The sequence below is a fragment of the Sphingobium sp. genome (assembly GCF_032153725.1).
Lineage (GTDB): Bacteria > Pseudomonadota > Alphaproteobacteria > Sphingomonadales > Sphingomonadaceae > Sphingobium.
The window spans coordinates 35634-62150 of record NZ_JALDYQ010000024.1 but is presented as its reverse complement, the minus strand read 5'-3'; the positions used below and the strand labels follow the sequence as shown (position 1 = coordinate 62150).

Here is a 26517-nt window from a genome sequence, read left to right as displayed (position 1 = left end):
CAACCAACCCGCGTGACGCGCCCAAACAGCACCTGATAGACATCCTCGCCCCCGCTCCCCTCAAAGGCGGCCATCACCCGGCGCAAATCCTTCGGCGCCAGCGGCTTGCGTCCTTCGCTCGGCACCACCGCGCCGATGCCCTTGAGATGGGCGATCAGCCCCTTCGCGCCGCCGCAGGGCAAGACATAATCCTCGTCAAAGGCAAAGGCGTCCTCGAAACGCGCCAGCATCGACCGCAGCATTTCGAGCGAGGGATAGTCCGGAATCCCCGCCGCCACCGCACTGGCATCATGCGCCCCACGCCAGCGTGCGAAGCTGCCCTGCCCCATGGTCGAAAAAATGAGGCTCCCCCCCGGCCGCAGCAAGCCGGCCAAACGGGCAATGGCGCCCTCCAGATCGTCGAACCACTGAAAGGCAAGGCTGGAGAGGATCAGGTCGAACCATTCCCCTTCGAAGATCGGCGCTTCGCCATCCATCGTCAGGAACGTGCCCGCGACCAGCCCCCCCGTCGCCGCCCGCGCCAGCATGTCGGGCGACAGGTCGGTCGCCACCAGTTCCGCGCCCGGCCAGCGCGCCTGAATATCGCGCGTCAGAAAGCCGGTGCCGCAGCCAATCTCCAATATCCGCTGCACGTCGCCGGGCCTCTGCCGCTGTGCGATGTCAGCGACCAGCGCGGCCGCCAGCCGCTGCGGCCCGGCATGATCGTCATAATGCCTTGCCGCCGCGCCGAAGGCATCGCTTATTCGTTGCTTGCGCGGGCCGTTCATGGCTACTCGCATTGGCAGAGCGGCGCGCTCTTTTCCAGCATCAACAAGGATCAGCTCAACCCATGACCGCCTTTTCTTCCCGGATTCCCGCCATGGATGTGCTGCGCGGCTGCGCGGTCATGGGAATCCTCTGGATGAACATCGCGGCCTTCGCCCTGCCCGAACAGGCTTATTTCAGTCCGGCTGCGGCGGGGCCATTGTCGGGAGGGGACATGCTTTTCTGGACCCTCGACTTCCTGCTTGTCGATGGCAAGATGCGGGCGCTGTTTTCCATGCTGTTCGGCGCATCGATGCTGCTGCTGATCGATCGGGAGGAAATGGCAGGCCGCGACGGTCGCCGGACGCAGATGATTCGCTCCGCATGGCTGTTCCTCTTCGGCTTCGCCCATTATCTGCTGCTGTGGTGGGGCGACATATTGATGATCTATGCGCTGGTCGGCCTCGCCGCGCTGCCGTTCGCGCGGATGGAGCCGCTGGCGCTCGTCAAATGGGCCTTCCTCTTCTTCCTGGCGCATTTCCTCGTCTGCGCGGCCTTCATCGGCACGCTTTACGCCTGGAGCCATGCCGCGGATGCCGGGGCGGGCTTCGCCAATTTCATCGCCTCGCTTTCCGATCCCGCCCATCCCGCGATCCAGGGCGAGATTGCAACCTATCGCGGCAATTTCGCCGGCATCTTCGCCCATCATCTCGCCCTGTTCGGCGGCCAGTGGTCGACCACCCTGCCCTTCGTGACGCTCGACACGCTGGGCTTCATGCTGCTGGGCATGGCGATGCTGAAGGGCGGCTTCCTGACCGGACGGTGGCAGGCGGAGCAATATTGGCGGACGGCGCGCCACTGCTTCCTGATCGGACTGCCCCCGATGGCAGCGCTGGCCTTCTGGATCATCTCCGGCGGGTTTGCCGCGCTCACCACGCTGGGATCGGTACTGGTCTGGTCCTTCCCCTTCCGCATCCCGCTGGCGGTGGGCTGGACGGCATTGATCCTGTGGCTGTTCACGCAATTCGGCGGCCGGGCCTTCATGACGCGGATCGCCGCGGTCGGCCGTCTGGCACTCAGTAACTATCTGGGCAGCAGCCTTGTCATGTGCGCGGTCTTCTATGGCTGGGGGCTGGGGCTGTTCGGCCATGTGCCGCATCGCCTGTTGCCGCTGTTCGTCCTGACGACCTGGGCACTCATGCTGATCTGGTCGCCATTGTGGCAGCGCCGATTTGCGCTGGGGCCGGCTGAATGGCTTTGGCGCAGCCTGACGCGCGGCCAGACGCAAAAGATTCGCAACAGCGACTGAATCTCTATTGCGACCTATTATCATCTGCGCTATCTCCCAGCGCGGGAGATTTGCATGGTTGTCTGTGTCTGCAATGCCATTCGTGAAAAAGACCTGAAGGAAGTGGCCCGCGAAGGTTGCGCAACCCCTTGCAGCGCTTATGCACGTCTCGGCCGTCGGCCCAAATGCGGACAGTGCGTGCCATTCGCCCGCACGATCATTGCAGCGGAACGTGCTTCGATCTGAAGCCATTGCAAATCAAGCGCATTTGAAAAACGCGAACCCGACGCAATAGCGAACGGAAAAATGGCGGATTCCCAAGGCTTTCCGGATTAACAAACGGAATCGGAACGCTTATGATCCCGGCTGCTTTCCCATAGCCGGAGTAGACCGCCATGAAGGGCGACGCCAAGGTCATCGAATATCTGAACGAGGTCCTCAAGAATGAGCTGACCGCGATCAACCAATATTTCCTCCACTATCGCATGCTGAACCATTGGGGCATCGAGAAGCTGGCCAAGTTCGAATATGATGAATCGATCGACGAGATGAAGCACGCCGACAAGGTGGCGGAGCGCATCCTGTTCCTGGACGGCCTGCCCAATTTCCAGCTGCTCGGCCGGCTGAAGATCGGGGAAACGGTGGAAGAGATATTGAAGGCCGATCTTGAGCTGGAATATGAGGCGCTGCCTGTGCTGAAGGACGCCATCGCCTATTGCGAATCAGTCCGCGACTATGTGAGCCGCGATCTGTTCCAATATATCCTCGAAAGCGAGGAAGAGCATGTCGATACGCTGGAAACCCAGTTTGAGATGATCGACCGCATGGGCATCCAGAATTACATCCAGCTGCAAAGCAAGGCAGCCGAAGAATAAGCCGGCCGGCGGGGTCGGCCGATCCGGCACGCCGCCCCGCCCTCTTCCTAGAGCGATTTCAAGTCAGATGGAACATCTGACGACTCGGAAATCGCGGAAAACAAATGACAATAGGGCCTGTTCCGATTCCATCTAATCGGAACAGGCTCTAAATCAGCGCATCGAGCAAGCCGATCAGCGGCAAATCCGCTGGCGGCATGTCCAGCGCATACATTTGCGCAGGCCTGACCCATTGCAGCGCGATCGCATGCCGCGCTTCGGGGATGCCCTGCCATTTGCGGCAGACATAAAGCAGCAGCAACAGATGGCGATCGCCCAGCGGTTCGCTGGCGAAGGTCGCCGGAGCCAGGCAGCTGGCATGGGTGCGGATGCCCAATTCCTCCTCCAGCTCGCGCATCAAAGCGGCTTCAGGCGCTTCTCCCGCCTCAACCTTGCCGCCGGGAAACTCCCAGAGATGGGCCATCGGCTTTCCAGCCGGGCGCTGCTGCAAAAGAACGCGGCCGTCGGCATCGACCAGAGCGGCGGCAACGACCAGCAGGGGGGAAATTATCGTCATATCGATCCGACTAAAGGGGTTTGTTAACTCTGCCACTTTTACAAGGGCATCCGGGCTGTATGTAAATGGGGTGCGGCATGCGCGCGTTGATCGAAACCTTCCGCCTTTGGGGGCTGATGCAATGCCAGCGCGGCGCGACCGCGGTGGAATATGCGTTGATACTGGCTCTGGTCGTCCTCGCCATCATTGGCGCCATGTCAAGCGTCGCCAACAAGACCATCGGCATGTGGAACAATGTCGCCGCCGAAGTTCTAGCGCATTAACCATCAATGGCTGACACCTCTTTCGACGCATTAAATCTTTATCAACCCACCCCCTCTACACCAATCGATGCTGACCTTCATTCCAAGCGGGGGGCGGCCGGGTAGTTAAACGTGAAATTTGAGGCAAGGAGACTTCCAATGCAGTTCATCCGCAAGATGCTGAAGAACGAAAAGGGCGCGACCGCCATTGAATATGGCCTGATCGCCGCTCTCATCGCGGTCGCCGCGATCGGCGCCATGACCAGCCTGGGCGGCAAGCTCGGCAACACCTTCAACAATGTCTCGGGCAACCTGAAGTAAGCTCGAATCACATTGACGGCAAAAGGGCGGTGGAAGCAATTCCGCCGCCCTTTTTCATTGCATGTCGGATTACCAGGTGACGACCTTCACCCGCTGGCCCGGCCGCAACACGCTTTGCGCGGTGAGGGCGTTGATCGTCAGGAAACGGTCCAGCTGATAATCGCCATAGGCCATGCGCTTCGCCAGCGACTGGACAGTGTCGCCCGCCTTGACGGTCACGACGTTGACCCGGCGAGGCTTGATCGCCGCCGCTTCCTGAACGGAAAGCCGCTGCACCGACTGAACCATGGTCGAAAATGGGCCAATCCCCTGCCCCGCCGCCGTCAATAGCAGGAAATGATAGGCTTTGCCGCCACCGAAATCATAAGCGAAGACGGTTGCGTCGACCTGACTCGATTGGGTGCTGGCGCGAATCGTGCGCCAGGCGGCAGGAATGCCGTTGACGGTGGTGCGACGGACTTCGCCGGGAGGGACGCTGCCGCCGCCGCCCAATTTGGCGAACACCGAATCGATATAGGCCGGCAGATCGCCCGAATAGGAGGCGGCGCTGAATTGCGCCTGCCCGCCCGATCCGGCGACCGAGACGGCATCCGCGCTATTTTCCATGCCGAAGCCAGAGGGCGCGGTGAAGCTCAACCGAAGATCGGGATGGCGGAATCGGTTGCCTTCGATCACCCCCTGTTTCGGGTCATCGCCATATAGAACGCCGTTCAGCGCATTCAGGAAGGCGTCGCGGTTGCGCACCGTGCTGGTGGAGCCGCTGCCCGCGGCATTGCGGGCGGCGCGGCCGACGCGTGAGGCAGGATCGGGGTGCGTGCTCGCCCATTCGGGCACGGAACGAGAGCTGCCTGCCACCTTCGCGTCCAGACTGCTCTGCGCGGCCAGTGCGGCCAACATGGACGACAGGGCTTTGGGATCATAGCCACCCGAAGCCAGATAACGGATGCCCAGATCATCAGCCTCATATTCCTGCGTGCGCGAGAATTTAAGCGTCAGCAACTGGCTGCCCGTGCCGATTCCCTTCTGAAGCAGGCCACCCAGCGCCGAATCGCCCAGCACCGCCCCCGTCAGCACCTGTAGCAGCGTGCCGCCAATGGCGTTGCGTTGCGCCGCCTGCTGCCGCCGCTGGCCATGTTGAGCCGCGACATGGCCGATTTCATGACCCAGCACCCCGGCCAGTTCGGCCTCGTCATTCATCAGCGCCATGAGCTGCCGCGTGACATAGACATAGCCGCCGGGGATGGCGAAAGCGTTGTTCACCGGGGAATTGAGCAGGGTGACGGTGAAATCGCCCTGCGCGTTGGAGAGGCCCGACTGAACCGCGATGCGGCGGCCAACGCCTTCGACATATTTCCCCTGCGGCCCTGCATAGGCGCCGCCAAATTCATTGAGCAGCTGGGGATGCTGCCTGGCGCCGGCTTGCTTTTCCTGCGGGCTGATCGACGACACGGTCCGAATCGCGCGCTGCTGGCCAACGACCGAAGACGCAGCACCCAGCGTGACGAGTCCCAGGCCCGCAAATGCCAAAGATCCCGCAAATATCAGAGATGATGTTCGCTTCATGGTGCCTCCTGCCTCCCCTGTTACCATGGCGTAACGAGGGATAGCAGGCGCAGGTTCCCGCCGACAGAGGGGCGAACGGTCAGACGCCGATGGCGAGGAACTTGTCGGCGCGATCGGTGCGCAGCGCATCGGCGCTCATGCCGGACAGCGAATCCAGTTCCTGCCCGATGGCCGCGCCCAGATTGGCGATCGCCTGCACCGGTTCGCGATGGGCGCCGCCGATCGGCTCCGTCACGATGCGGTCGATAACGCCCAGCGACTTCAGATGCTGCGCCGTCACCTGCATGGCGGTGGCCGCATCGCTCGCCTTTTCCGCCGTGCGCCAGAGGATCGAGGCGCAGCCTTCGGGCGAGATCACCGAATAGACCGCATGTTCGAACATCAGCACGCGATTGGCGGCCGCCAGCGCCACCGCGCCGCCCGACCCGCCCTCGCCCACCACGGCCGCGACCATCGGCACGCCAAGCGCCAGACATTGTTCGGTCGAGCGGGCGATAGCCTCGGCCTGCCCGCGCTCCTCCGCCTGCACGCCGGGGAAGGCACCGGACGTGTCCACCAGCGTCACCACCGGCAGGCCGAAACGGTCCGCCAGCTGCATCAGGCGGATCGCCTTGCGATAGCCCTCCGGCTTGGCCATGCCGAAATTATGGCGGACCCGGCTCGCCGTATCGTCCCCCTTTTCATGGCCGATCACGACCACGCGCCGATCGCCCAGCGTCGCGAAGCCACCGATGATCGCCTGATCGTCTGAAAAGGCGCGGTCGCCCGCCAACGGCATGAAATTGTCGAACATGCCCGCGACATAATCCTTGAAATGCGGACGGTCGGGATGGCGGGCAACCTGCGTCTTCTGCCAGGGCGACAGCTTCGCATAGGTGTCGACCAGCATTTTCGAGGCGCGCTGCTCAAGCCTGTCGATCTCGCCGCCTATGTCGATCTCGCCTGCATTGGCGGTCGCGCGCAATTCGATGATGCGCGCTTCCAGTTCCGCTATGGGCTTTTCGAATTCGAGAAAACTAACCATGGCGCATGGCGTTAGGGCGGAGACGCTTCGCCGTCAACGCGTCGATGCGTCATGCTGGCCAGCGGATGGCGGCTGTTGACCAGTTCAACCAGCCGGCGGCTGTCGACATGGGTGTAGATCTGCGTGGTGCCGATATCGGCATGACCCAGCATGGATTGCAGCGCGCGCAGGTCGGCGCCCCCTTCCAGCAAATGGGTGGCGAAGGCATGGCGCAGCACATGGGGGCTGACCCGCTCGGGCGCGATTCCGGCGGCGACCGCCAGGGCCTTCACCATCTGATAAAGGCGAATGCGGCTGACATGGCTCTTGCCGGAGGGGAACAGCCACGGATTGTCGCCCGGCACATGCGGCAACCAGGCAGCCACGGCCGCCCGCGCCCGATCGGAAATGGGCACCAGCCGTTCGCGCGCGCCCTTGCCCTTCAGGATCAGGAAGGGCCGATCCGTGGCCAGCGCGCGACGCGGCAGCGAAACCAGCTCCGTTGCGCGCAGGCCCGAACCGTAGAGCAGTTCGATGAGCGCGGACAACCGCAGATCAAGCCGCGCGGGATGCGCAACCGCCAGCTTCCCGGCGATCAGCGTGAACAGCGAATCGACTTCCTGCGTCGAGAGTATCTTGGGCAGGGGACGACGGGTCACAGGGCGCGGCAGGGCGGTCGACGGATTGTCGGCGCGCAGCCCCTCCTCCTCAAGAAAGGCGTAGAAAGCGCGCAAGGCGGAGGATTTTCGGGCAACCGAAGACCCCGCCAGTTCGGCCCAGGCCAGTGTCAGTTCCGCCAGCCCATCCTTTGTCGCGGTGGCGAGGCCGCCGACAATCTCCGCCGCGCCCAGCAAATCGGCGCGATAGGCCAGCAGCGTATTGCGTGACGCCCCCCGTTCGGCCGCCATCATTTCCAGAAAGCGGTCGATAAGCGCGGCATCCTCGCTCATCAGAGCCGCGTCATCGCCTCCGCCGCGATCATCCTCGCTTCGGGATCGAGCCCGACGCGATGCAGCGCCGCGACGATATGGTAGAGGTGGAAAGCCGGCAGACGGTTCCAATCGGCGGTCTGCATGCCGACCGCCGCCAGCAACGCGACGCTGCCCTTTTCGCCCCTACTGGCGGCCGCGTCGATGGCGCGCGTCCAGCGACTGGCGAGGCCGAGGTCAAAGCCATTATCCTGCGCCAGCGACGCGCTGTCCTGCGCCTTCAGGCGGGAAAGGCCCGCCAGCGCCGCGATCAGCATCTGCGTCTTGCGCGCATCGGCTTCCTTGGCAAAGGACGAGACGCGGCCCGAACCGATTTCCACCACGGCACTCGGCGCGCCCACGGCCAGCAACGCCCAAAGATCGCCTGCGCCGTCGCCATCCGCCTGTGCGGCAAGGCGCGCCCATTGGGCGGCACTGCGATCATAGCCGGCGGTGAACATGGCGGCGACCAGATTGGCGGCATCGCGCGCGCCATATTCCGAAACCGGGAGCGCGGCGGCGGCGCGCGCGGTCGCGATCAGGCCGACGAAATCAGGCCGGGCCTCATTCTGCCACAGGGTCCGCATCGCCTGGAGCCGCTCATCGGCGCCCGATCCGGCATAGGCCGTGCGCAGGGCATCGACCCGGTCGGCGGCATTGGAGGGCACATCGCCATCGGCCTGCAACTGGCCATAAAAACCGACCAGCGCCTTGCTGGAGAAGACCCCCAGTCGCGCCGCCACTTCCGCGCCGGGCAGGCGGCGGGCGGCGGACAGAGCGGGCGCGCGCGCTTCCCAGGCACGGACATGCGGGCCGACCGTGCCGTAGAGATCGTCGGGGATTTCGACGTTCAGCGCAGTCGCCAGGCCGAAGCGCCAGGCGGTCAGCCGGTCCACCGCATCCCATTCTATCTTGACCGAGCGACGGGCGTTGAAGCCGGTCCCGACCACCTTCTCGGCCAGCCGATAATCAATGCCGCGCACCACGCCCCGCCGCTGCGCCTGGTTAAGCGCGCCACTGGCCGAACCCTGATCGCCGGACAAGGCCGGGCAGATCGCCCGCGTCATGTCCCAGCCCGGCTCCTTGCTGAACCGCAGCGCCCCCACCGACAGCGGGCACAGACCCGCCGGATCGGCCGTCGCCAGATAGGTCTGCATGGCGATGGCATAGAGGCGCGGCGTGAACTGGTCGGAATCGACGCTCTGCACCAGCAGCCGGGCGCTATCCGCCTCCCCCATGCGCAGCAGCAGCCAGGCGCGCTCGGCCACCCAATCGGCGCCGTTGATGTCCTTCGGCGTATCGGTGGCGGACAACAGCGCGCGCCGCAGCAGGATCGACGCCCAGCGCGAGGTGATCGGCGCGCGCGTCTCCTTCATCAGCGTCGCGAGGAACTGGCCGGACTGCGCGCCGAAGGCATTGGGTTCCAGACCCAGCCGCTCGGGCGTCAGCGGCCCCACGCGATCAAGCGAGCGATGCGCATTTTCGGGAAGATCATATTTGGCCTTCTCGGCCGCGAGTTCTTCCTCGCTCATCCCCTCCGCCGCATTGCCCCCTGTCTCGTCCGAGATGGCGAAGCCGGGCGGCAGGATCGGGGTCGCAGGCGCGGGACCGGCCAAGGGCGCGGGCGTGCCCGGCGCGGTGCGCGGCGGCTGCGCATTGGGCGGCGGCGCTTCGGGGGCATCGCCGAAACCGGGCGGCAGCAGGGATTCGGGCGTTTCCTGCGCCACCACCGGCAATGCCAGCGCGAGCGCAAGCGTCCCCAGCGCCCATTTCGCATTCACCCGCCGCTGACCCATGCCGCTTACTGGCCCAGCTTTTCGGCGGGAATCATCTTTTCCACGCGCGCCTGCGGCTTTTCGCCGCCGCGCGACCAGAGCAGGGCGATGATCGCGACGAGCACGACGATCGCAATGATGGGAATGATCGGCAGGGACGCTTTGCGACGCCGCGAGCTGCCTTCAAAACTGCTGTAGGAACGATTGCGCTTCATGGGTCCTGTTCTGGCCGGGCCGGGCTTAAGGAAAGTTGCGATTTGCCTTGTCGACGCGGGGTTGTATAGCCCCGCTCGTCATGCAGCGAAACAGCAAATCCGCCGAAGCAGGTGCGAAACGCGGTCCCATCGTCCTGGTGGGCATGATGGGAGTCGGCAAATCGACCGTCGGACGGCGGCTGGCGGCGCGCCTGGGCGTCAGCTTCGTCGATGCCGATGAGGAGATCGAAAAGGCCGCCGGCATGACGATCACGGAAATGTTCGAACGCTATGGCGAGGCCTATTTCCGCGACGGAGAGCGGCGGGTGATCTCCCGGCTGATGGATGGCGAGCCCAAGGTGATCGCGACCGGCGGCGGCGCCTTCATGGAGGAAGAAACACGAGCGCTGATCCTGGAACATGCGCTGGCGATCTGGTTGAATGCCGATATCGATACGCTGGTCGACCGGGTGTCGCGCCGCGAGGGGCGACCGTTGCTGAAGGGCAAGGACCCGCGCGTCGTGCTGACCGAACTCTCCGCAATCCGCAATCCGGTTTACGCGCTTTGCCCCATTCATGTGAAAAGCGCCGCCGCGCCGCATGATGTGGCGGTCGACAGCATCTTGGAGCAGCTTTCCCAATGGCCATAGTCAGCGTCGCGCTGGATACGCGCAGTTACGATATCGTCATCGAGCAGGGCGCTCTGGACCGGGCGGGCACGCATCTGGCAGGTTATGCGCGCCAAAGAGCAGATACGCGCCGGCTGGTGGTCGTGACCGACGCGCATGTCGCCAGGGCGCAATTGCCCCGGCTGGAAGCCAGCCTGCGCGCCGCCAATGTCACGGTCGAGCCGGTCATCCTGCCACCGGGAGAGCAGACCAAGAGCTGGCGCCATCTGGAGGAGCTGCTCGACGCGCTGCTGGGCCAAGAGATCGAGCGCGGCGATCATGTCGTGGCGCTGGGCGGCGGCGTGATCGGGGATCTGGTGGGCTTTGCCGCCTCGATCCTGAAGCGCGGATGCCATTTCATCCAGGTGCCGACGACACTGCTGGCGCAGGTCGACAGCTCGGTCGGCGGCAAGACCGCGATCAATGCGCGGGCGGGCAAGAATTTGATCGGCAGCTTCCATCAGCCGGCTTTGGTGCTGATCGATCCGTCGACGCTCGACACGCTGCCGGTGCGCGAGACGCGGGCAGGCTATGCCGAAGTCGTGAAATATGGGCTGATCGATGATCCCGATTTCTTCGCCTGGTGCGAGGCGGATGGGCATAAGCTGCTGTCCGGCGACAGCCAGGCCCGTGAATATGCGATCGAACGCAGCGTGAAGGCCAAGGCCGCGATCGTCGCTGACGACGAGCGGGAAACCACCGGCCGCCGGGCGTTACTGAACCTTGGCCATACCTTCGGCCACGCACTGGAGGCGGATACCGGCTTTTCCGACACACTGCTCCATGGCGAGGGCGTCGCGGCGGGCATGGCGCTGGCCTTCCGCTATTCGGCGCGGCTGGGACTGTGCACGGCAGAGGAGGCCGAACGGGTCACGGCGCACCTGAAAGCTGTCGGCCTGCCATACGACCTCGCCAGCGCGCATGTGACAGCAGATGGCGCCGCATTGGTGGCGCATATGCTGCACGACAAGAAGATGGCAGCGGGCACCCTGCCCTTCCTGCTGGCGCGGGGGATCGGGCAGACCTTCCTGTCAAAGGATGTCGTGCTGGACGATGTCGCCGCGTTTCTGGACGAGGATCGGGCAGGGGCGGCTTGACGCTGAGACGGGAATGTCTGCCAAGGGTGGATGGCGGACGGTCGGCTTAGCTGAGCATTCCTCAATACGCACCGTGTTCCTGCGCAGGCAGGAACCCAGTCCCGCCCTCACTTCGTCATGGCAACGTCTGAACTGGGCTCCTGCCTTCGCAGGAGCACGTCACGCTTAATGACCAGTATTGGCCATATCCGGCCATCCCATCCAACACAAAAAAGGGCGCCCCTTGGGGCGCCCTTTCCATATCGTCCTGTCCGGCCGATTACTTCTTCAGCGTGAGGCCGCCGAAACGCTTGTTGAAGCGCGCCACCTGGCCACCCTGCTCCAGCTGGCGGGTACCGCCGGTCCAGGCCGGGTGCGACTTGGGATCGATGTCCAACGCCAGCGTATCGCCTTCCTTGCCCCAGGTCGAGCGGGTGCGGAAAGTCGAACCGTCAGTCATCTGCACGGTGATGAAGTGGTAATCGGGATGCGTATCGGCCTTCATGAATCTGCTCCGTCTAAGGGCCGGTTTCCGACCGGCCATGGATGCGAAAAATTGCGAAGGCGCGCGGTTACATGGGAATCGGCGCGAAAGCAAGGGGAGAAGCCATCCCCTCCCCCCTCCTCGCCGTCAATCCTTCGGCGGATCGGCAATCATCGCGACGAAATTGGCTTCCGCATGCAGCTTGCCGTCGATCATCGCCTTGCCGCTGAACTTGCAGACGGCGCCGCGCATCTGCACCACCTCGACATGCAGGTCGAGCAGACAACCCGGTTCGACGGGACTACGGAATTTCACCCCGTCGATGCTCATGAAATAGACGAGCTTGCCTGAGCCTGCGAGGTCCAGCGATTGCACCGTCAGCACGCCGGCCGCCTGCGCCATCGCTTCCACGATCAGCACGCCCGGCATGATCGGCCGACCAGGGAAATGGCCCTGGAAAAAGGGCTCGTTGATCGACACGGCCTTGATCGCGTGGATCGACGTGTTGGGCACGATCGAAACCACGCGGTCGACGAGCAGCATCGGATAACGGTGCGGCAGCGACGCCATGACCCCCCGAATATCGAAGGGGCCGATGGCGCCGGATACGACGTCAATCTGATCCGTCATCGAAGGATCAGCGCGACGTCGGCTGCTGCGACGGGTTGGCCGGCGCGGCGGCGGCAGCGCCCTGTCCCTGACGGCCCGGCTGCCAGCCGGCGGGCGGCGCGATGCCGACGCTGGGCACCAGCGCGTTGAGTTCCGTCACGACCGACTGGGTGATGTCGACGGTCGGCTGATAGGACACGGTCGCGTCGGGCGACAGGATCAGGTCGACCTTCGCCTTGGTCATGGCGGACTTCAGCGCGTCCGACAGCTTGGCCGAAATCTGTTCCTCGACATAGGCGTTGGCAAGCGCGATCGGCTGGCCCAGGCGCTGCAATTCGGCCTGACCGTCCTGACCGGCCTTCTGATAGGCTTCATACTGGGTCTGGATCGCCGGGGTCGGCTTGTTGCCGGCCGCCTTCATCGCGGCTTCCAGCGCCGTGCCCTTCGCCTTCAGATCGGCGTCGATGGCATTCTTGCGCGCGGTGAAGCTGTCGATCTGCGCCTTGTAGGTGGTCTGGATCTGGCTGCGCGCGGTCGAATAGGCGGCGCTGGTCGCCACGGCGCGCTGAAGGTCGACGACGGCGATGCCGGTCTTCGACTGGGCGGCGGCCGGAACGCTGGTCAGCGCCATGGCGGTCATGGGCGCGAGAACGAGCGCAGCAGCCTTGAAAATCGTCTTCATCAGAATTGAGTCCCTACGTTGAAGGTGATGAGTTTGGTATCGTCCCCTGGTTCCTTGAGCAGGGCCTTGGCGATGTCGATGCGGAACGGCCCGAAGGGCGAGTTCCAGTTGACGCCAAAGCCCACGGACACGCGCGGTTTCAGCGTGTCGCCATAATATTGTTCCACAAATGCGCCGCTGACCGTGTCATAATTGGCCGGACAGATGGGCGCTACCGCCGACCCCGTTGCCTTGACCGTCGTCAGCGCCGTGTTGGTGCTGGAGGAGCAATAGCCCGGGAAGCCGCTGTTAACGCCATTGGTTTCACCGATCAGGCTCGGATTCTTCAGACCGCCGACAGCGCCCGCATCGACGAACACGGACGGGCGCAGACCCATTTCCCGTGCACCCGAACCCAGCGGAATCTCGACCTCAGCATGCGCCAGATAATAGATACGGCCACCCAGGGCATCGTCCGTCCGGCTGTTGCTGCCGGTCGTTTCCACTCCCGTAAAGGATCCGTCGCTGTTCGTGGTCGTGGTATAATAGCGGCGAATGACGCGCGGACCGATGCCGCGAATATCGAAGCCGCGAACCTGCGGCTCACCCAGGAAGAAGCGGTCGGTCAAACGCACCGGATCGACAAGATTTCCGGTGGAATCCCGGCGGTCACCCTCCAGACTGTGGATATAGCCGCCTTCGCCCGACAGCGAGAAGATGAACCCACCACCCAGCGGCCAATATTTCGCCCCATTAATGCGCGTACGGACATATTTGACGCTGCCGCCAAGCCCCGCAAAATCCTGGCTGAGCACGATATTGTTACCGCGTGTCGGCCGGATGCGGTTGTCACGGGTATCATAGATCAGCGAGTAGCCGACCGAGGAGGTCGTCCGCTTGCCGATGGCATCGCAAAGATATCGACCGGCCAGGATCGGATCGCACTCGGTCGTGCCATTGCCGTCCGTATCCGAATAATAAGTATCCTTGTCGAGCGTCACATTGTCGAAATTCAGCGTGTAACGCAGCGCCAGCGACATATATTCGGTGATCGGCACGCCCGCACGCAATTGGAAGCCGGTCGTCGACTGCTCATAGGTCGTGTCGCGGCTATTGTCCGTCAGATAGCGGAAACTGTTGAGGTCGCGGCGGTAGATATCCCCACCCAGCGCGATATTCTTGTCCATGAAATAAGGCTCGGTGAAGCCCACTTCCACCGACTTGCTATAGGCCGAATAGTTGACGCTGGTACGCAGTTCCTGGCCCTTGCCACGGAAGTTGCGCTGGGTGATCGAGGCGGAAACGATGAAGCGCTCCAGCGAGGAGAAACCGGCCGACAGCGACAATTCGCCGGTCGATTTTTCCTGCACATTGGTTTCCAGCACGATGCGATCGGGCGCGGACCCCGGCTTCTGCTCGATATCCAGCTTCTCCTGGAAAAAGCCCAAGGAGTTGATGCGGTCCTTCGAGCGCTTGACGAGGAAGCTGTTGAAGGCATCGCCCTCCGCCAGACGGAATTCGCGGCGGATGACCTTGTCCTGCGTCAGCGTATTGCCGTTGATGTCCACCCGCTCGACATAGACGCGCGGCGCGTTGGCGATGCGGAAATCGATCCCCATCGTCAGCGTGTCCTTGTCGCGGTTGAAGTCCGGCTGGACGTCCGCGAAGGCATAACCGAACAGGCCCGCCGTCTCGCTCAGCGTGTCGACCGTGTCCTCGACCTGCTTGGCATTGTACCAGTTGCCCTTCTTCATCGGCAGCATCTTGGTCAGCGAATCGCCGGACAGGTCGCGAATGTCGCTGGTGACCTTCACGTCGCCGAACTTATAACGCTGCCCTTCCTCCACCACATAGGTGATGATGAAGTCCTGCTTGTCGGGCGTCAGCTCCGCCACGGCCGAAATCACGCGGAAATCGGCATAGCCGTTGGTCAGGTAGAATTGGCGCAGCTTCTGCTGGTCATAGGCCAGGCGATCCGGGTCATAGCTGGTGCCCGAGGAGAAGATGCGGAACCAGCGCGACTGCTTCGTCACCATCTGGCCGCGCAGTTCGCCGTCCTTGAACTTTTCATTGCCGATGATGTTGATCTGGCGGACCTTCGACTTGGGCCCTTCCGAGATTTCGAACACGATGTCGACGCGGTTCTGGTCGAGCTGCACCATCTTCGGTTCGACCGTGGCGGCAAAGCGGCCCTGACGGCGATACAGTTCGATGATGCGGGCGACGTCCGCGCGCACCTTCGACCGGGTATAGATCTGACGCGGAGCCAGTTTTATTTCAGGACGAATCTTGTCTTCCTTGAGGCGCTTGTTACCTTCAAGGACGATGCGGTTGATGACCGGGTTTTCCTTCACCTCGACCGTCAGCGCGCCATTGTCGTTGCGAATCTGGACGTCCGCGAACAGCTCCGTTTCGTAAAGGTCGCGCAGCGCCTGGTCGAGCGTTTCCTGGGTGAAGGGCTGGCCGACGCGCAGCTTGGTATAGGACAGCACCGTGTCCGGCTCCAGCCGCTGCTGGCCCGACACGGCAACGCTGCGGATCGTCCCGGCGGCGGGCACCGCTGCCGGGACCGGGGCCGGAGCGGCGGGCTGCGGCGCCGCTTGCGCCGCCACAGCCGGAACCGCAGACATGCCCGCGATCATCGTGGTCGCCAACAGGGCCACGACGACCGGGCGCTGCCTGTTGCTGCTCATCATCGCTGTCACCCGCTCCACCTTCTACAAAAAAGCAATATTTCGTTCACACCGGGCCAAATCCGTTCACATCGGGAAAGACGGCGTCAAATTGCGTCTCCCTGCCCGATACGGCTCAGCCGATCAAGCCGGACAGACGATCCCAGAGGCCGAAAGAGGATAAATCGTTGAATGTTACCAGCACCATCATCGCCAGCAGGACCGCCAGACCCGAGCGATAGGCCCATTCCTGCACCTGTGGGCTGACCGGTCGCCGCTGTATCGCCTCCACCCCGTAAAACAGCAGATGGCCGCCATCCAGCATGGGAATTGGCAAGAGGTTGATGAATCCCAGGTTAATGGAGATGAGGGCCATGAAGAAGACGAAGCTCTCCACCCCCAGCGTCGCCGCCTGACCCGAAACCTCCGCGATCTTCAACGGTCCTCCCAGTTCCCTGACCGACCGGCCACCGCCGACGATCTGGCCCAGCGTCTCGACCATGGTGCGGATGATCTGCCCGGTCCGCTCAACCGCGACGACCGGCGCGCGGACGAGACTGACGGGCTCGATCACCGGTTCGCCGGGCGCGATGCCGAGACGACCGATGCGGAACCTGTTGCCGAAGCCGTCATCCTCCTGGACCGCGCCGATCTTGCCCTGTTTTTCCAGCAACTTGCCCTTGCGCTCGATCACGATCGTCACCGGCTCGCCGGGGCGAATCTGCGCGAACAGGCGGATGTCGTCGAAAGTCGCCATTTCGCGCCCGTTGAGCGAGACGATGTGGTCACCCGTCAGAACGCCGGCCGCTGCGGCCGCGCTGCCCGGCTGCACCTGTCCGGCGACCGCAGGCGTGCGGCTCTCGCCATGGACGAAGGCGAAGGTGGCAAGGATCAGGATGGCGAACAGGAAATTGATCGCCGGACCGGCCGCGACGATCGCCGCACGCTGCCACAATGGCTTGGCCGGGAAGCTCTCCGCCCGTTCGGCGGCGGGCATTTCCAACCATCGCGGATCGATCTGGCTGGCGGCGTTCATATCGCCCTTGAAACGGACATAGCCGCCCAGGGGGAGCGCGCCCAACCGCCAGCGCGTGCCGCGCTTGTCGACCCAGGCGGCGATTTCCGGGCCGAAACCAATGGAAAAGGCCTCCGCCTTCACCCCGCACCAGCGACCCACCAGATAGTGGCCCAGCTCATGCACGAAGACGAGCGGTCCTATGACTGCCACGAAAGCGAATACAGTCAGCAGGAAACCGGGATTCTGAATCAAGCGGTCAATCTTTCCATCACAAGGCCCGCCATATTACGCGCCTCAGCGTCCGCCGCCAGCACATCGTCGATCTGGCGGGGTACAGGCGCGCTATAGCGGTTCAGGACATCCTCCACAATCATGGCGATATCAAGGAAGCCGATGGCGCCTTTAAGGAAGGCGGCGACCGCCACCTCATTGGCGGCGTTAAGGATGGCGGGCGCGGCGCCGCCCTCTTGCGCTGCCTGCCGCGTCAGGCGCAAGGCGGGGAAGCGGACCTCATCGGGCGCCTCGAAGTCCAGCCGGCCAATCCGCGCCAGATCCAGCGGCTGGCAGGGCGTGGCGATCCGTTCCGGCCATGCCAGCGCATGGGCGATCGGGATGCGCATGTCGGGCGAACCCAGCTGCGCCAGAGTGGAACGGTCGCGAAACTCGACCATCGAATGAATGACCGATTGCGGATGAACGAGAATCTCGATCCGGTCGAGGCCCACGGGAAAGAGATGCGCCGCCTCTATCAGTTCCAGTCCCTTGTTCATCATCGTCGCGCTATCGACGCTGATCTTGGCGCCCATCGACCAGTTGGGATGGGCCACCGCCTGCGCGGGCGTGATGCCTTGCATCTCTTCCCGGCTGCGGGTGCGGAAGGGACCGCCGCTTGCGGTCAGCGTAATCCTTGCCACATCTTCCATGCGACTGCCTGCAAGGCATTGGAATATGGCATTATGCTCGCTGTCGACGGGCAATAGCGTAGCGCTGGAGGCCCCCACCGCATCCATCATGAGAGCGCCTGCCGAAACCAGCGACTCCTTGTTCGCCAACGCGACCGTGCCGCCCGCCTTCAGCGCCGCCATGGCCGGACGAAGGCCAGCGCAACCAACGATCGCGGCCATGCTCCAGTCGGCCCCCGCCTGAGCCGCATCGACCAGCGCACCCTCTCCTGCCGCCGCCTCTATCCCTGAGCCGCGCAACGCATCCTTGAGCGCGCCATAATGGGCTTCGTTGCCGATCACGGCGAGCCTAGCATTGCCCTGCCGGGCTGCGGCGGCAAGGCCTGCCACGTCGCTATGCGCGGTGAGGGCGATGAGCTGATAGGCTTCGGGATCGCGCTGGATCAAATCCAGCGTCGACATGCCGACCGATCCGGTCGCGCCGAAGATCGACACCTTTTTCATCAGGGCAGCACCAGAAACAGATAGCACAGCGCCGCCAGAGGCGCGGCGGCGACCACGCCGTCCAGCCGGTCCATGATGCCGCCATGGCCGGGCAACAGCGTGCCGCTGTCCTTGACCCCCGCGCGGCGCTTCATCCCGCTTTCCAGCAGATCACCCAATTGCGCCGCCACCGCCAGCAGGCCACTGGCCGCCGCCAGCTGGATCGGCAATTGCGCGAAGCGATAGAGCAGAAACCCCACGAGCAATGCGGCCAGCACGCCACCGCCCAGCCCGGACCAGGTCTTGGACGGGCTGACGCGCGGCGCCAGCTTGGCGCCACCTATGGAGCGGCCCGCGAAATAGGCGCCGATATCCGTCGCCCAAACCAGCGAAAGCGCCCACAGGCTCAGCAGCAGCCCATAGGCATTGGGCGTCTGTTCCCGCAGGAACAGCAGCGCCATGACGGGCACGCAGACATAAGGCACGCCGAGCGCCAGCTTCACCGAACGTCCGACCAGCGCGACGAAGAAGAAAGCGGCAGCCGCCAGCGCGAAGGCGAGCCAGGACACCCCTGCGGCGACAGGACAGAGAATGGCCAGGGGCACGGACACGGCGAACATGGCAAGCTTGCGATTTTCCGGCGTGGCCCCGGTGAGATCGCCCCATTCGCCCTGCATCAGGACGCCCGCGACCACCAGCAGCAGCCAGAACAGGAAACCGCCGGCAAAAAGCGCCCCCAGAGCCACGAAAATCAGGACGATGCCGACGATGGCACGGGTGCGAAGCTCGCTCGACATGCGCGTCACAGCCCGCCGAAACGGCGGTCCCTCAGGCGAAAGGCGTCGAGCGCGGCAGCCAGCGCCTGCGCATCGAAATCCGGCCATAGCGTATCGGTGAAATACAGCTCCGCATAGGCCGCCTGCCACAGCATGAAATTGCTGAGCCGCTGCTCTCCCGACGTCCGGATCATGAGGTCGAGCGGCGGCAGATCGGCGGTGTAGAGCGCCGCATCGACATCATCGATGCCGATCTCGTCCGCCGCGATCTCGCCTGCCTGCACGCGACGCGCCAGCGCCCGCGCCATCTGCACCAGTTCGTCCTGCGCGCCATAGTTGAGCGCTATCGCGATGATCGGCCCGGCATTGCAGGCAGTCCGCGCGACGGCGCTTTCGATCAGATCGACCAGTGACGGGTCCAGCGCCTGGTAATTGCCGATGATCCGCAGCCGGACACCATTGGCGTGGAATTCATCAAGATCGGACTGGATGAAATGCCGCAGCAGACCCATCAGGTCCGCCACTTCGCCCGCCGGCCGCTTCCAGTTTTCGGAGGAAAAGGCGTAGAGCGTCAGGCATTCCAGACCCAGCTCCCGCGCCGCGCGGGCGACGCGGCGCACCGCTTCCACCCCGGCGCGATGACCGGCAATGCGCGGCAGGAAGCGCTTTTTCGCCCAGCGGCCATTGCCGTCCATGATTATCGCGACGTGGCGCGCGCCAGTGCCTGGCGGCTGGGCACGGGCGGCGTCCATGAGATGTTGGGCGGCAGGCGCGGGGCGCCATGGGCGGGCGCGCCACTGCCGAGGTCAGGTTTGGCCTGGCTGGCCATCAGATGGTCGATTGCGCCATGAGGAAGGGCGGAATGTCCCGGCTCACTGACCGAGAATTTCCTTCTCCTTCGCCGCCGTCGCCCCGTCGATATCAGCGATGGCGCTATCGGTCAGCTTCTGGACTTCGGTTTCCAGACGCTTGCGTTCGTCTTCGCTGATCTCGCCCTTCTTTTCGTCGGCTTTCAGATGGTCCATGCCGTCGCGCCGGACGTTGCGGACGGCAACGCGGGCGCCCTCGGCATATTTGCTGGCCAGCTTGGCCAGTTCCTTGCGGCGCTCCTCGGTCAGGTCCGGGATCGGCAGGCGCAGCGTCTGGCCGTCGACAATGGGATTCAGGCCCAGGCCCGCCGAGCGGATCGCCTTGTCGCAGGGGCCGACATTGGTCTTGTCCCACACCTGGACCGACAGCATGCGCGGCTCCGGCGCGGAAACGGTCGCAACCTGGTTGAGCGGCATATGCGCGCCATAAACCTCGACCGTCACCGGATCGAGCAGCTGGATATTCGCGCGACCGGTCCGCAGGCCCGCCAGATCGCCCTTCAGCGATTCGAGGGCACCATGCATGCGGCGTTCGAGGTCGGCCTTGTCATATTGAGCCATTTTCTTTCAACGCTCCTGATTTTGCACGATCGTCGCGACACCCTGCCCCGCCAGCACTGTCGCCAGATTGCCGGTTTCGCGGATGTTGAACACAACGATGGGAATATTGTTTTCGCGGCAAAGCGCAATGGCGCTCGCGTCCATGACCTTGAGGTTATCGTTCAAAACCTGATCGAAGCTGATTTCCTCATAGCGGACGGCATCGGCCACATTTTTGGGATCGGCATTATAGATGCCGTCGACGCTGGTGCCCTTGAACAGCGCGTCGCAGTTCATTTCCGCCGCGCGCAGGGCCGCCGTGGTATCGGTGGTGAAATAGGGGCTGCCCGTGCCCGCCGCGAAGATGACGATCCGGCCCTTTTCCATGTGCCGCACCGCCTTGCGCCGGATATAGGGCTCGCAGACCGACGCCATGGGAATGGCGGACTGGACACGGGTGTCGTAGCCCAGCTTTTCCAGCGCATTCTGCACCGCCAGCGCGTTCATCACGGTGGCCAGCATGCCCATATAGTCGGCGCTCGCCCGGTCGAAACCCTTGGCCGCCCCTGCCAGACCCCGGAAGATATTGCCGCCGCCGACAACGACGCACAGTTCGAACCCGGCATCCTTGGCCGCCGCGATTTCGCCCGCGACCCGGTTCACGGTTTCCGGCTCGATGCCGAACTGCCCCTGCCCCATCAGCACTTCGCCCGAGAGTTTCAACAAGATGCGCTTGAAGGCGGGTCGGGTCATGCCGGGCAATGTTCCATTTATATATGGGCCCATTTTACCGGGCAAGGAAATGGCGCGCACCTTAGGCAGTGCGCGCCATGTTGTGAAGCAGGGTTTTAAACCCCGAACTTCCTTAGCGTTCCCCCCGGACTTGTCGAGAAGCCTCAGCCTCCCGCCATCGCCCGGATCGAACAGTCTGTCAGATCAGACGCCGGCGGCGGCCGCGACTTCCGCCGCGAAGTCGCTCGTTTCCTTCTCAATGCCTTCACCGAGCTGGAAGCGGATATAGTTCTTCAGCGTGATCGAAGCACCGGCTTCCTTCGCCGCCCTGGCGACGACGTCGGCTACCGGGGTCTTGTTGTCCATCACGAACAGCTGCGAGAGCAGAGCCTGCTCCTTGGCGAACTTGGCAACGGCGCCGTCGACCATCTTGGCGACGATTTCGGCAGGCTTGCCCGATTCGGCGGCCTTTTCAGCGGCGATGGCACGCTCACGCTCCAGCAGGGCCGGATCGATGTCGGCGGCCGACAGGGCCAGCGGGAAGGCAGCGGCGATGTGCATCGCGATCTGCTTGCCCAGCGGCTCCAGAACCTCGGCCGGCGCGTCGCCTTCCAGCGCGACCAGAACGCCGATCTTGCCAAGGCCCGGAGCAGCCGCGTTGTGGACATAGGGAACGACCACGCCCTGGCTCACTTCGACCTGACCGACGCGGCGCAGGGTCTGGTTCTCGCCGATGGTGGCGATGTTCGCGACCAGCTTCTCGGCCACGGTGCCGCCAGCCGGATAGGCCGCGTTCGACAGCGCGTCCGCGTCCGTGGTGCCGTTTTCCAGCGCGATGGCCGAAACGGTGCGGACGAAATCTTGGAACTGGTCGTTCTTGGCGACGAAGTCGGTTTCGCTGTTCACTTCGACGGCAACGCCCTTGGTACCCGCGACGGCGACGCCGACCAGCCCTTCAGCGGCGGTGCGGCTCGACTTCTTCTGCGCGGCGGCCAGACCCTTGGCGCGCAGCCAGTCGGTTGCCGCTTCGATGTCGCCATTGGCTTCGGTGAGCGCCTTCTTGCAATCCATCATGCCCGCGCCCGAACGGTCGCGCAGTTCCTTGACGGCGGCAGCGGTAATCTCGGCCATGTTTCGGCTCCTAAATTTCAAAAGGGGGTCTATTATGCGAATTTCACATAAGCACTAGGGCGCGTTCCTGTGGAGCGCGCCCTAGCCTGTCATTCTTGCAGTTGCGCGACGCTCTTATGCTTCGGCGACAACCTGCTCGGCTTCGGGTTCGTCCAACGCGCCCAGATCGACGCCCGAAGCCTGCTGCGCACCACGGTTGCCCTTGGTGGCGGCGGCGGCGATGGCGTCGCAATAGAGGCGGATCGCGCGGCTGGCGTCGTCATTCGCCGGAACCGGGAAAGCGATGCCGTCGGGCGAGACGTTCGAATCGAGGATCGCGACGACCGGGATGCCCAGCGTGTTGGCTTCCTTGATCGCCAGCTCTTCCTTGTTGGCGTCGATCACGAACATGACATCGGGGATGCCGTTCATGTCGCGGATGCCGCCCAGCGACAGTTCCAGCTTCTCGCGCTCGCGGGTCATCTGAAGGACTTCCTTCTTGGTGAAGCCGTGGGTGTCGCCCGACAGCTTCTCCTCAAGGGTCTTCAGGCGCTTGATCGAACCCGAAATGGTCTTCCAGTTGGTGAGCATGCCGCCCAGCCAGCGGTGGTTGACGAAATGCTGACCCGACTTGCGGGCAGCTTCAGCGATCGGGTCCTGCGCCTGGCGCTTGGTGCCGACGAACAGCACCTTGCCACCGGCGGCGACGGTCGCCGACACGAAGTCCAGCGCGCGGCCGAAGAGCGGCACGGTCTGCGACAGGTCAAGGATGTGGATGCCGTTGCGCTCACCGAAGATGTACGGCTTCATGCGCGGGTTCCAGCGGTGGGTCTGGTGGCCGAAATGGGCGCCAGCCTCGATCAATTGGTGCATGGTGACGACAGGTGCCGCCATAATAGTTCTCCTTCCGGTTACACCTCTGGGAATCAGGAACTGGCAGCGTCGCGCCGTCAGCACCGGATATGTCGATTCCCATGTGGAATGGGCGCGCCTTTAAACGCGCAAGAAAGCCAATGCAAGGGGGTTGACTCTCCGTTTCGGATGGAACATAAGGAGAACATCAGGAACAAGCAGCGGATTTCCGCAGTTTGCGCCGGTATAGTGAACCAAGCCGTGAAAATGGCAAGACAGAAAGTGATCTGCTTATGTTCGCACTGGTCGCCGCACTTGTTTTCACCGGATCGTTCCTGCTGGCAGCAGGCACCATCATCGGCATGTTCGCATTTTATCACGACAAGATGGTCGCGGCTCTCACATTCGAGCCCATCCCGCGGGAAGCACCGGTCTATCGCCTGCGTATCAGCCGCCGCCGCGTCACGCCCACACCGCGGCGGTCCGATCTCGCCTTCCCTGCCGGCGCCCTCGCCGCCTGATCTTCAACCCTTCAGTTCAGACTGCTGCCGACGCACCCTGGCATAGGACAATATGCCGAAGGGAATGGTCCCCAGATAGACCGCGCAGATGAAGAGCAGCGTCAACCAGGGATCGGTGATCAGCAAAGCCGCCAGCAGTCCGGCGAAGGCGATCACCTCCAGCCTGATCCGCTTGCGCAGCCGCAACGCCGACCAGCTGTAGGTGGCAATGCTGGAGATCATCAGAAAGGCTGTAAAGGCCGTCCAGGGCGCAACGATATACCAGGCGCGGAACAGTTCCTCGCCCGTGACCAGCCATAAATAAAGAGGCACAAATGCCAACCCCGCCCCGGCAGGCGCGGGCACGCCGGTCAGAAAGCCGGCCGATTTATGCGGCTGCTCATCCGCATCGATATTGGCGTTGAAGCGCGCCAATCGCAGCGCGCACGACAGGGCATGCGCCAGAGCGAAGATCCAGCCGAATTTCGGCATGGCGTGCAGCGACCAGAGATAGAGGACCAGCGCGGGCGCCACGCCAAAGGCGATCGAATCGGACAACGAGTCCAGTTCCGCGCCAAAGCGGCTTTCACCTCGCAACAAGCGCGCGATCCGGCCGTCCAGCCCGTCCAGCACCCCCGCGATCAGAATGGAGAGCACCGCCCTCTCCCATTCGCCCGAAATGCCATAGCGCACGCCGGTCAATCCGAAGCAAAGCGCCATGGCTGTCACGGCATTGGGCGCAACCATCCGCAGAGTGATCCCGCGGCGCAGGCCTGGCGGAATGGCGCGCCGCTGCCTCATTGCTGGATGCCCGATATCACGCGCATGTCGCCCATCTGCCCCAGGATCGTCTCGCCCGCGACCGTACGCTGGCCCAGCACCACGCGGGGCGCGGTTCCGGCAGGCAGATAGACGTCAACCCGGCTGCCAAAGCGGATCAGGCCGATGCGCTGCCCCGCCGCCACCATGTCGCCCGGCTTCACGAACGGCACGATCCGCCGCGCCACCAGCCCCGCAATCTGGGTGAAGCCGATCCGCACGCCGTCATGACGCTCGACCAATATGTGCTGACGCTCATTATCCTCGCTCGCCTTGTCGAGATCGGCGTTCAGGAATTTGCCGGAAATATAGACGACCGACTTCACCGTTCCGCCGATCGGCGTGCGGTTGATGTGCACGTCGAACACGCTCATGAAGATCGACACGCGGATCATCGGCTGGTCGCCCAGCCCATCCGCCCCCGCCATCTCACGCGGCGGCGGCACGCGCTGGATCAGCGTCACCAGACCGTCGGCGGGCGCGACGATGGCGCGCTCATCCTGCGGCACGGCGCGCACCGGGTCGCGGATGAAGGCGAACACCCAGATCGACACCATCACCATCAGCCAGCCGGGAATTTCCCAGCCGACCAGAAACAGCACGGCGGTAATCGCAACCGCGATCAGGCCGAATTTGACGCCCTCCGGGTGAACCGAGGGAAATCGCCATTTCACATTGCCGCCCAGCGCGACGGTCAGTTCGTCATTTTCCATGGCTCCGTCTTTAGGGACAGACAGTTACAGTGACAACGTCCTATGCCACCTGCGACCCATGAAATGATCATGCCTCGCAAATGCCATTGCCCACATGAACTGTGCTGTTGAACATTGCCGCCGCTTTCCGTAGGGCGTGTCGCAAATTCCACCCGAACGAAAGAAGGCGAATAGGCGCTATGGCAAAGATCAAGGTGAAAAACCCCGTCGTGGAGATCGACGGCGACGAAATGACCCGGATCATCTGGGAATGGATTCGCGAGCGCCTCATTCTTCCCTATCTCGACATCGACCTCAAATATTATGATCTGGGTGTCGAGAAGCGCGACGAAACCAACGACCAGATCACCATCGATTCCGCCAACGCGATCAAGGAACATGGCGTCGGCGTGAAGTGCGCCACCATCACCCCCGACGAAGCGCGCGTCGAGGAATTCGGCCTGAAGGAAATGTGGAAGTCGCCCAACGGTACCATCCGCAACATCCTGGGCGGCGTGGTGTTCCGCGAACCCATCGTCATCCGCAACGTGCCGCGCCTGGTCCCCGGCTGGACCGACCCCATCGTCATCGGCCGCCACGCCTTCGGTGACCAGTACCGCGCCACGGACTTCCTCGTCCCCGGCCCCGGCAAGCTGCGCATGGTGTGGGACGGCGCCAATGGCGAGAAGATCGAGAAGGACGTCTTCAACTTCCCCAGCGCCGGCGTCGCCATGGGCATGTACAATCTGGACGATTCGATCCGCGATTTCGCCCGCGCCAGCATGAACTATGCGCTGGGCCGCGGCTGGCCGCTCTACCTGTCGACCAAGAACACGATCCTCAAGGCCTATGACGGCCGCTTCAAGGATCTGTTCCAGGACGTGTTCGACAAGGAATTCGCCGACCAGTTCAAGGCCGCGGGCGTCGTTTACGAACATCGCCTGATCGACGACATGGTCGCCTCCGCCCTCAAGTGGAGCGGCAAGTTCGTCTGGGCGTGCAAGAACTATGACGGCGACGTCCAGTCGGACACCGTGGCGCAGGGCTTCGGCTCGCTCGGCCTCATGACCTCCGTGCTGCTCTCGCCCGATGGCAAGACGGTCGAGGCCGAAGCCGCGCACGGCACCGTCACCCGCCACTATCGCCAGCACCAGCAGGGCAAGCAGACCTCCACCAACCCGATCGCGTCGATCTTCGCCTGGACGCAGGGCCTGGCCTATCGCGGCAAGTTCGACGAGACGCCGGAAGTCACCAAATTCGCCGAAACGCTGGAAAAGGTCTGCATCGAAACCGTTGAAAGCGGCGCGATGACCAAGGATCTGGCACTGCTGATCGGCCCCGATCAGGCCTGGATGACCACCGAGCAGTTCTTCGAGGCGATCCGCGTGAACCTGGAAGAAGCCATGGGCAAGTGGGCCTGAGTCATCTGGTTGCCGCATTCCGCGAGCCGTCGGCCGTACCGGCCGACTTCGGAATGCTCAGGCGGAACTGATCCGCGCCTTCGCGGTTCAATACGGTAACGGAA

The 26517-nt window shown here is 63.5% G+C and carries 30 protein-coding genes; 9 read left to right on the top strand and 21 right to left on the bottom strand.

What is annotated here, in order from left to right:
- Nucleotides 1-767, bottom strand: a 767-nt coding sequence (locus RUH75_RS10175) for a methyltransferase domain-containing protein (RefSeq protein ID WP_313805417.1), incomplete at its 3' end; no start/stop codon positions are given.
- A 62-nt stretch (nucleotides 768-829) separates the two neighbouring features.
- Here RUH75_RS10175 and RUH75_RS10170 point away from each other — a divergent pair.
- The 3 genes from RUH75_RS10170 to bfr all read left to right on the top strand — a co-directional run bounded on the left by RUH75_RS10170 (nucleotide 830) and on the right by bfr (nucleotide 2907).
- Nucleotides 830-2053: a DUF418 domain-containing protein gene (locus tag RUH75_RS10170; protein WP_313805414.1), complete on the top strand. Its 1224-nt coding sequence runs from the start codon at nucleotides 830-832 to the stop codon at nucleotides 2051-2053.
- A gap of 54 nt (nucleotides 2054-2107) precedes the next feature.
- Nucleotides 2108-2278, top strand: a complete 171-nt coding sequence (locus RUH75_RS10165; RefSeq protein ID WP_025547882.1) for a bacterioferritin-associated ferredoxin — start codon at nucleotides 2108-2110, stop codon at nucleotides 2276-2278.
- Between the two features lie 149 nt (nucleotides 2279-2427).
- On the top strand, nucleotides 2428-2907 hold the full coding sequence (bfr, locus tag RUH75_RS10160; RefSeq protein WP_313805399.1) for a bacterioferritin: 480 nt from the start codon (nucleotides 2428-2430) through the stop codon (nucleotides 2905-2907).
- A gap of 148 nt (nucleotides 2908-3055) precedes the next feature.
- Here bfr and RUH75_RS10155 read toward each other — a convergent pair whose 3' ends face one another.
- The gene (locus RUH75_RS10155) at nucleotides 3056-3463 is read right to left on the bottom strand and encodes a (deoxy)nucleoside triphosphate pyrophosphohydrolase (RefSeq protein WP_313805396.1); all 408 of its coding nucleotides are present in this window, start codon (nucleotides 3461-3463) and stop codon (nucleotides 3056-3058) included.
- A 77-nt stretch (nucleotides 3464-3540) separates the two neighbouring features.
- On the opposite strand from RUH75_RS10155, the gene RUH75_RS10150 reads away from it, so the two are divergent.
- Nucleotides 3541-3726 carry a Flp family type IVb pilin gene (locus RUH75_RS10150; RefSeq protein WP_313805393.1) on the top strand — a complete coding sequence of 62 codons (186 nt, stop codon included), beginning with the start codon at nucleotides 3541-3543 and terminating at the stop codon, nucleotides 3724-3726.
- 138 nt (nucleotides 3727-3864) lie between these two features.
- On the top strand, nucleotides 3865-4026 hold the full coding sequence (locus tag RUH75_RS10145; RefSeq protein WP_046764629.1) for a Flp family type IVb pilin: 162 nt from the start codon (nucleotides 3865-3867) through the stop codon (nucleotides 4024-4026).
- 69 nt (nucleotides 4027-4095) lie between these two features.
- Here the strand turns inward: RUH75_RS10145 and RUH75_RS10140 are convergent, their stop codons facing one another.
- From RUH75_RS10140 to RUH75_RS10120, 5 genes are all read right to left on the bottom strand, one after another.
- Nucleotides 4096-5589, bottom strand: a complete 1494-nt coding sequence (locus RUH75_RS10140) for a M48 family metalloprotease (protein WP_313805383.1) — start codon at nucleotides 5587-5589, stop codon at nucleotides 4096-4098.
- 79 nt (nucleotides 5590-5668) lie between these two features.
- Complete coding sequence (locus RUH75_RS10135; protein ID WP_313805381.1) at nucleotides 5669-6613, bottom strand: acetyl-CoA carboxylase carboxyltransferase subunit alpha; 945 nt, start codon at nucleotides 6611-6613, stop codon at nucleotides 5669-5671.
- Between the two features lie 11 nt (nucleotides 6614-6624).
- Nucleotides 6625-7542, bottom strand: coding sequence for a tyrosine recombinase (locus tag RUH75_RS10130; RefSeq protein WP_313805379.1), 918 nt, complete (start codon nucleotides 7540-7542; stop codon nucleotides 6625-6627).
- On the bottom strand, nucleotides 7542-9356 hold the full coding sequence (locus RUH75_RS10125; RefSeq protein ID WP_313805377.1) for a hypothetical protein: 1815 nt from the start codon (nucleotides 9354-9356) through the stop codon (nucleotides 7542-7544). Before RUH75_RS10125 ends, RUH75_RS10130 begins: the two co-directional genes overlap by 1 nt.
- 5 nt (nucleotides 9357-9361) lie before the next feature.
- On the bottom strand, nucleotides 9362-9550 hold the full coding sequence (locus RUH75_RS10120) for a hypothetical protein (RefSeq protein WP_313805375.1): 189 nt from the start codon (nucleotides 9548-9550) through the stop codon (nucleotides 9362-9364).
- 80 nt (nucleotides 9551-9630) lie between these two features.
- Between RUH75_RS10120 and RUH75_RS10115 the strand changes: the two genes are divergently transcribed.
- Both RUH75_RS10115 and aroB read left to right on the top strand, forming a co-directional pair.
- Complete coding sequence (locus tag RUH75_RS10115; protein WP_313805372.1) at nucleotides 9631-10179, top strand: shikimate kinase; 549 nt, start codon at nucleotides 9631-9633, stop codon at nucleotides 10177-10179.
- Nucleotides 10170-11294, top strand: coding sequence for a 3-dehydroquinate synthase (gene aroB / locus RUH75_RS10110; RefSeq protein WP_313805370.1), 1125 nt, complete (start codon nucleotides 10170-10172; stop codon nucleotides 11292-11294). Before RUH75_RS10115 ends, aroB begins: the two co-directional genes overlap by 10 nt.
- A 259-nt stretch (nucleotides 11295-11553) precedes the next feature.
- Here the strand turns inward: aroB and rpmE are convergent, their stop codons facing one another.
- From rpmE to rpsB, 12 genes are all read right to left on the bottom strand, one after another.
- Entirely contained in the window at nucleotides 11554-11778 is a 225-nt protein-coding gene (gene rpmE, locus RUH75_RS10105) for a 50S ribosomal protein L31 (RefSeq protein ID WP_013847278.1), read from the bottom strand.
- A gap of 126 nt (nucleotides 11779-11904) precedes the next feature.
- Nucleotides 11905-12387 (bottom strand): 3-hydroxyacyl-ACP dehydratase FabZ, encoded by a 483-nt coding sequence (fabZ, locus tag RUH75_RS10100; RefSeq protein ID WP_313805363.1) that lies wholly within the window; start codon nucleotides 12385-12387, stop codon nucleotides 11905-11907.
- Between the two features lie 7 nt (nucleotides 12388-12394).
- Complete coding sequence (locus RUH75_RS10095) at nucleotides 12395-13048, bottom strand: OmpH family outer membrane protein (RefSeq protein ID WP_313805360.1); 654 nt, start codon at nucleotides 13046-13048, stop codon at nucleotides 12395-12397.
- Nucleotides 13048-15723, bottom strand: a complete 2676-nt coding sequence (gene bamA / locus RUH75_RS10090; RefSeq protein WP_313805427.1) for an outer membrane protein assembly factor BamA — start codon at nucleotides 15721-15723, stop codon at nucleotides 13048-13050. The genes RUH75_RS10095 and bamA overlap by 1 nt, the downstream gene beginning before the upstream one ends.
- 112 nt (nucleotides 15724-15835) lie before the next feature.
- Nucleotides 15836-16969 (bottom strand): RIP metalloprotease RseP, encoded by a 1134-nt coding sequence (rseP, locus tag RUH75_RS10085; protein WP_313805357.1) that lies wholly within the window; start codon nucleotides 16967-16969, stop codon nucleotides 15836-15838.
- Entirely contained in the window at nucleotides 16966-18123 is a 1158-nt protein-coding gene (locus RUH75_RS10080) for a 1-deoxy-D-xylulose-5-phosphate reductoisomerase (RefSeq protein WP_313805354.1), read from the bottom strand. Before RUH75_RS10080 ends, rseP begins: the two co-directional genes overlap by 4 nt.
- On the bottom strand, nucleotides 18123-18899 hold the full coding sequence (locus RUH75_RS10075) for a phosphatidate cytidylyltransferase (protein ID WP_313805351.1): 777 nt from the start codon (nucleotides 18897-18899) through the stop codon (nucleotides 18123-18125). The genes RUH75_RS10080 and RUH75_RS10075 overlap by 1 nt, the downstream gene beginning before the upstream one ends.
- 5 nt (nucleotides 18900-18904) lie before the next feature.
- Nucleotides 18905-19630, bottom strand: a complete 726-nt coding sequence (locus RUH75_RS10070) for an isoprenyl transferase (protein ID WP_313805348.1) — start codon at nucleotides 19628-19630, stop codon at nucleotides 18905-18907.
- Nucleotides 19631-19750: 120 nt separating this feature from the next.
- On the bottom strand, nucleotides 19751-20308 hold the full coding sequence (gene frr / locus RUH75_RS10065) for a ribosome recycling factor (protein ID WP_313805345.1): 558 nt from the start codon (nucleotides 20306-20308) through the stop codon (nucleotides 19751-19753).
- 6 nt (nucleotides 20309-20314) lie between these two features.
- A complete protein-coding gene (pyrH, locus tag RUH75_RS10060) occupies nucleotides 20315-21040 on the bottom strand; it encodes a UMP kinase (protein ID WP_313805342.1) in 726 nt (241 codons plus the stop codon).
- 183 nt (nucleotides 21041-21223) lie between these two features.
- Entirely contained in the window at nucleotides 21224-22150 is a 927-nt protein-coding gene (tsf, locus tag RUH75_RS10055) for a translation elongation factor Ts (RefSeq protein WP_313805339.1), read from the bottom strand.
- Between the two features lie 114 nt (nucleotides 22151-22264).
- Nucleotides 22265-23023, bottom strand: a complete 759-nt coding sequence (gene rpsB, locus RUH75_RS10050; RefSeq protein WP_313805336.1) for a 30S ribosomal protein S2 — start codon at nucleotides 23021-23023, stop codon at nucleotides 22265-22267.
- Between the two features lie 251 nt (nucleotides 23024-23274).
- On the opposite strand from rpsB, the gene RUH75_RS10045 reads away from it, so the two are divergent.
- Entirely contained in the window at nucleotides 23275-23502 is a 228-nt protein-coding gene (locus RUH75_RS10045; protein WP_313805333.1) for a hypothetical protein, read from the top strand.
- A 3-nt stretch (nucleotides 23503-23505) separates the two neighbouring features.
- Here RUH75_RS10045 and RUH75_RS10040 read toward each other — a convergent pair whose 3' ends face one another.
- Complete coding sequence (locus RUH75_RS10040) at nucleotides 23506-24282, bottom strand: phosphatidylcholine/phosphatidylserine synthase (RefSeq protein ID WP_313805330.1); 777 nt, start codon at nucleotides 24280-24282, stop codon at nucleotides 23506-23508.
- Complete coding sequence (locus RUH75_RS10035; protein WP_313805327.1) at nucleotides 24279-25013, bottom strand: phosphatidylserine decarboxylase; 735 nt, start codon at nucleotides 25011-25013, stop codon at nucleotides 24279-24281. The genes RUH75_RS10040 and RUH75_RS10035 overlap by 4 nt, the downstream gene beginning before the upstream one ends.
- Before the next feature lie 179 nt (nucleotides 25014-25192).
- On the opposite strand from RUH75_RS10035, the gene RUH75_RS10030 reads away from it, so the two are divergent.
- Nucleotides 25193-26413, top strand: a complete 1221-nt coding sequence (locus tag RUH75_RS10030; RefSeq protein WP_313805324.1) for an NADP-dependent isocitrate dehydrogenase — start codon at nucleotides 25193-25195, stop codon at nucleotides 26411-26413.
- Nucleotides 26414-26517: the final 104 nt, after the last annotated feature.

Coding starts and splice junctions, on each gene's coding strand:
- tsf (WP_313805339.1), bottom strand. CDS start 22,150: ATGGCCGAGATTACCGCTGCCGCCGTCAAGGAACTGCGCGACCGTTCG.
- RUH75_RS10095 (WP_313805360.1), bottom strand. CDS start 13,048: ATGAAGACGATTTTCAAGGCTGCTGCGCTCGTTCTCGCGCCCATGACC.
- RUH75_RS10155 (WP_313805396.1), bottom strand. CDS start 3,463: ATGACGATAATTTCCCCCCTGCTGGTCGTTGCCGCCGCTCTGGTCGAT.
- frr (WP_313805345.1), bottom strand. CDS start 20,308: ATGGCTCAATATGACAAGGCCGACCTCGAACGCCGCATGCATGGTGCC.
- RUH75_RS10170 (WP_313805414.1), top strand. CDS start 830: ATGACCGCCTTTTCTTCCCGGATTCCCGCCATGGATGTGCTGCGCGGC.
- rpsB (WP_313805336.1), bottom strand. CDS start 23,023: ATGGCGGCACCTGTCGTCACCATGCACCAATTGATCGAGGCTGGCGCC.
- RUH75_RS10165 (WP_025547882.1), top strand. CDS start 2,108: ATGGTTGTCTGTGTCTGCAATGCCATTCGTGAAAAAGACCTGAAGGAA.
- bamA (WP_313805427.1), bottom strand. CDS start 15,723: ATGATGAGCAGCAACAGGCAGCGCCCGGTCGTCGTGGCCCTGTTGGCG.
- RUH75_RS10045 (WP_313805333.1), top strand. CDS start 23,275: ATGTTCGCACTGGTCGCCGCACTTGTTTTCACCGGATCGTTCCTGCTG.
- RUH75_RS10040 (WP_313805330.1), bottom strand. CDS start 24,282: ATGAGGCAGCGGCGCGCCATTCCGCCAGGCCTGCGCCGCGGGATCACT.
- RUH75_RS10070 (WP_313805348.1), bottom strand. CDS start 19,630: ATGGACGCCGCCCGTGCCCAGCCGCCAGGCACTGGCGCGCGCCACGTC.
- RUH75_RS10130 (WP_313805379.1), bottom strand. CDS start 7,542: ATGAGCGAGGATGCCGCGCTTATCGACCGCTTTCTGGAAATGATGGCG.
- RUH75_RS10080 (WP_313805354.1), bottom strand. CDS start 18,123: ATGAAAAAGGTGTCGATCTTCGGCGCGACCGGATCGGTCGGCATGTCG.
- pyrH (WP_313805342.1), bottom strand. CDS start 21,040: ATGACCCGACCCGCCTTCAAGCGCATCTTGTTGAAACTCTCGGGCGAA.
- rpmE (WP_013847278.1), bottom strand. CDS start 11,778: ATGAAGGCCGATACGCATCCCGATTACCACTTCATCACCGTGCAGATG.
- RUH75_RS10120 (WP_313805375.1), bottom strand. CDS start 9,550: ATGAAGCGCAATCGTTCCTACAGCAGTTTTGAAGGCAGCTCGCGGCGT.
- bfr (WP_313805399.1), top strand. CDS start 2,428: ATGAAGGGCGACGCCAAGGTCATCGAATATCTGAACGAGGTCCTCAAG.
- RUH75_RS10135 (WP_313805381.1), bottom strand. CDS start 6,613: ATGGTTAGTTTTCTCGAATTCGAAAAGCCCATAGCGGAACTGGAAGCG.
- RUH75_RS10115 (WP_313805372.1), top strand. CDS start 9,631: ATGCAGCGAAACAGCAAATCCGCCGAAGCAGGTGCGAAACGCGGTCCC.
- fabZ (WP_313805363.1), bottom strand. CDS start 12,387: ATGACGGATCAGATTGACGTCGTATCCGGCGCCATCGGCCCCTTCGAT.
- RUH75_RS10030 (WP_313805324.1), top strand. CDS start 25,193: ATGGCAAAGATCAAGGTGAAAAACCCCGTCGTGGAGATCGACGGCGAC.
- aroB (WP_313805370.1), top strand. CDS start 10,170: ATGGCCATAGTCAGCGTCGCGCTGGATACGCGCAGTTACGATATCGTC.
- RUH75_RS10035 (WP_313805327.1), bottom strand. CDS start 25,013: ATGGAAAATGACGAACTGACCGTCGCGCTGGGCGGCAATGTGAAATGG.
- RUH75_RS10150 (WP_313805393.1), top strand. CDS start 3,541: ATGCGCGCGTTGATCGAAACCTTCCGCCTTTGGGGGCTGATGCAATGC.
- RUH75_RS10145 (WP_046764629.1), top strand. CDS start 3,865: ATGCAGTTCATCCGCAAGATGCTGAAGAACGAAAAGGGCGCGACCGCC.
- RUH75_RS10075 (WP_313805351.1), bottom strand. CDS start 18,899: ATGTCGAGCGAGCTTCGCACCCGTGCCATCGTCGGCATCGTCCTGATT.
- RUH75_RS10140 (WP_313805383.1), bottom strand. CDS start 5,589: ATGAAGCGAACATCATCTCTGATATTTGCGGGATCTTTGGCATTTGCG.
- RUH75_RS10125 (WP_313805377.1), bottom strand. CDS start 9,356: ATGGGTCAGCGGCGGGTGAATGCGAAATGGGCGCTGGGGACGCTTGCG.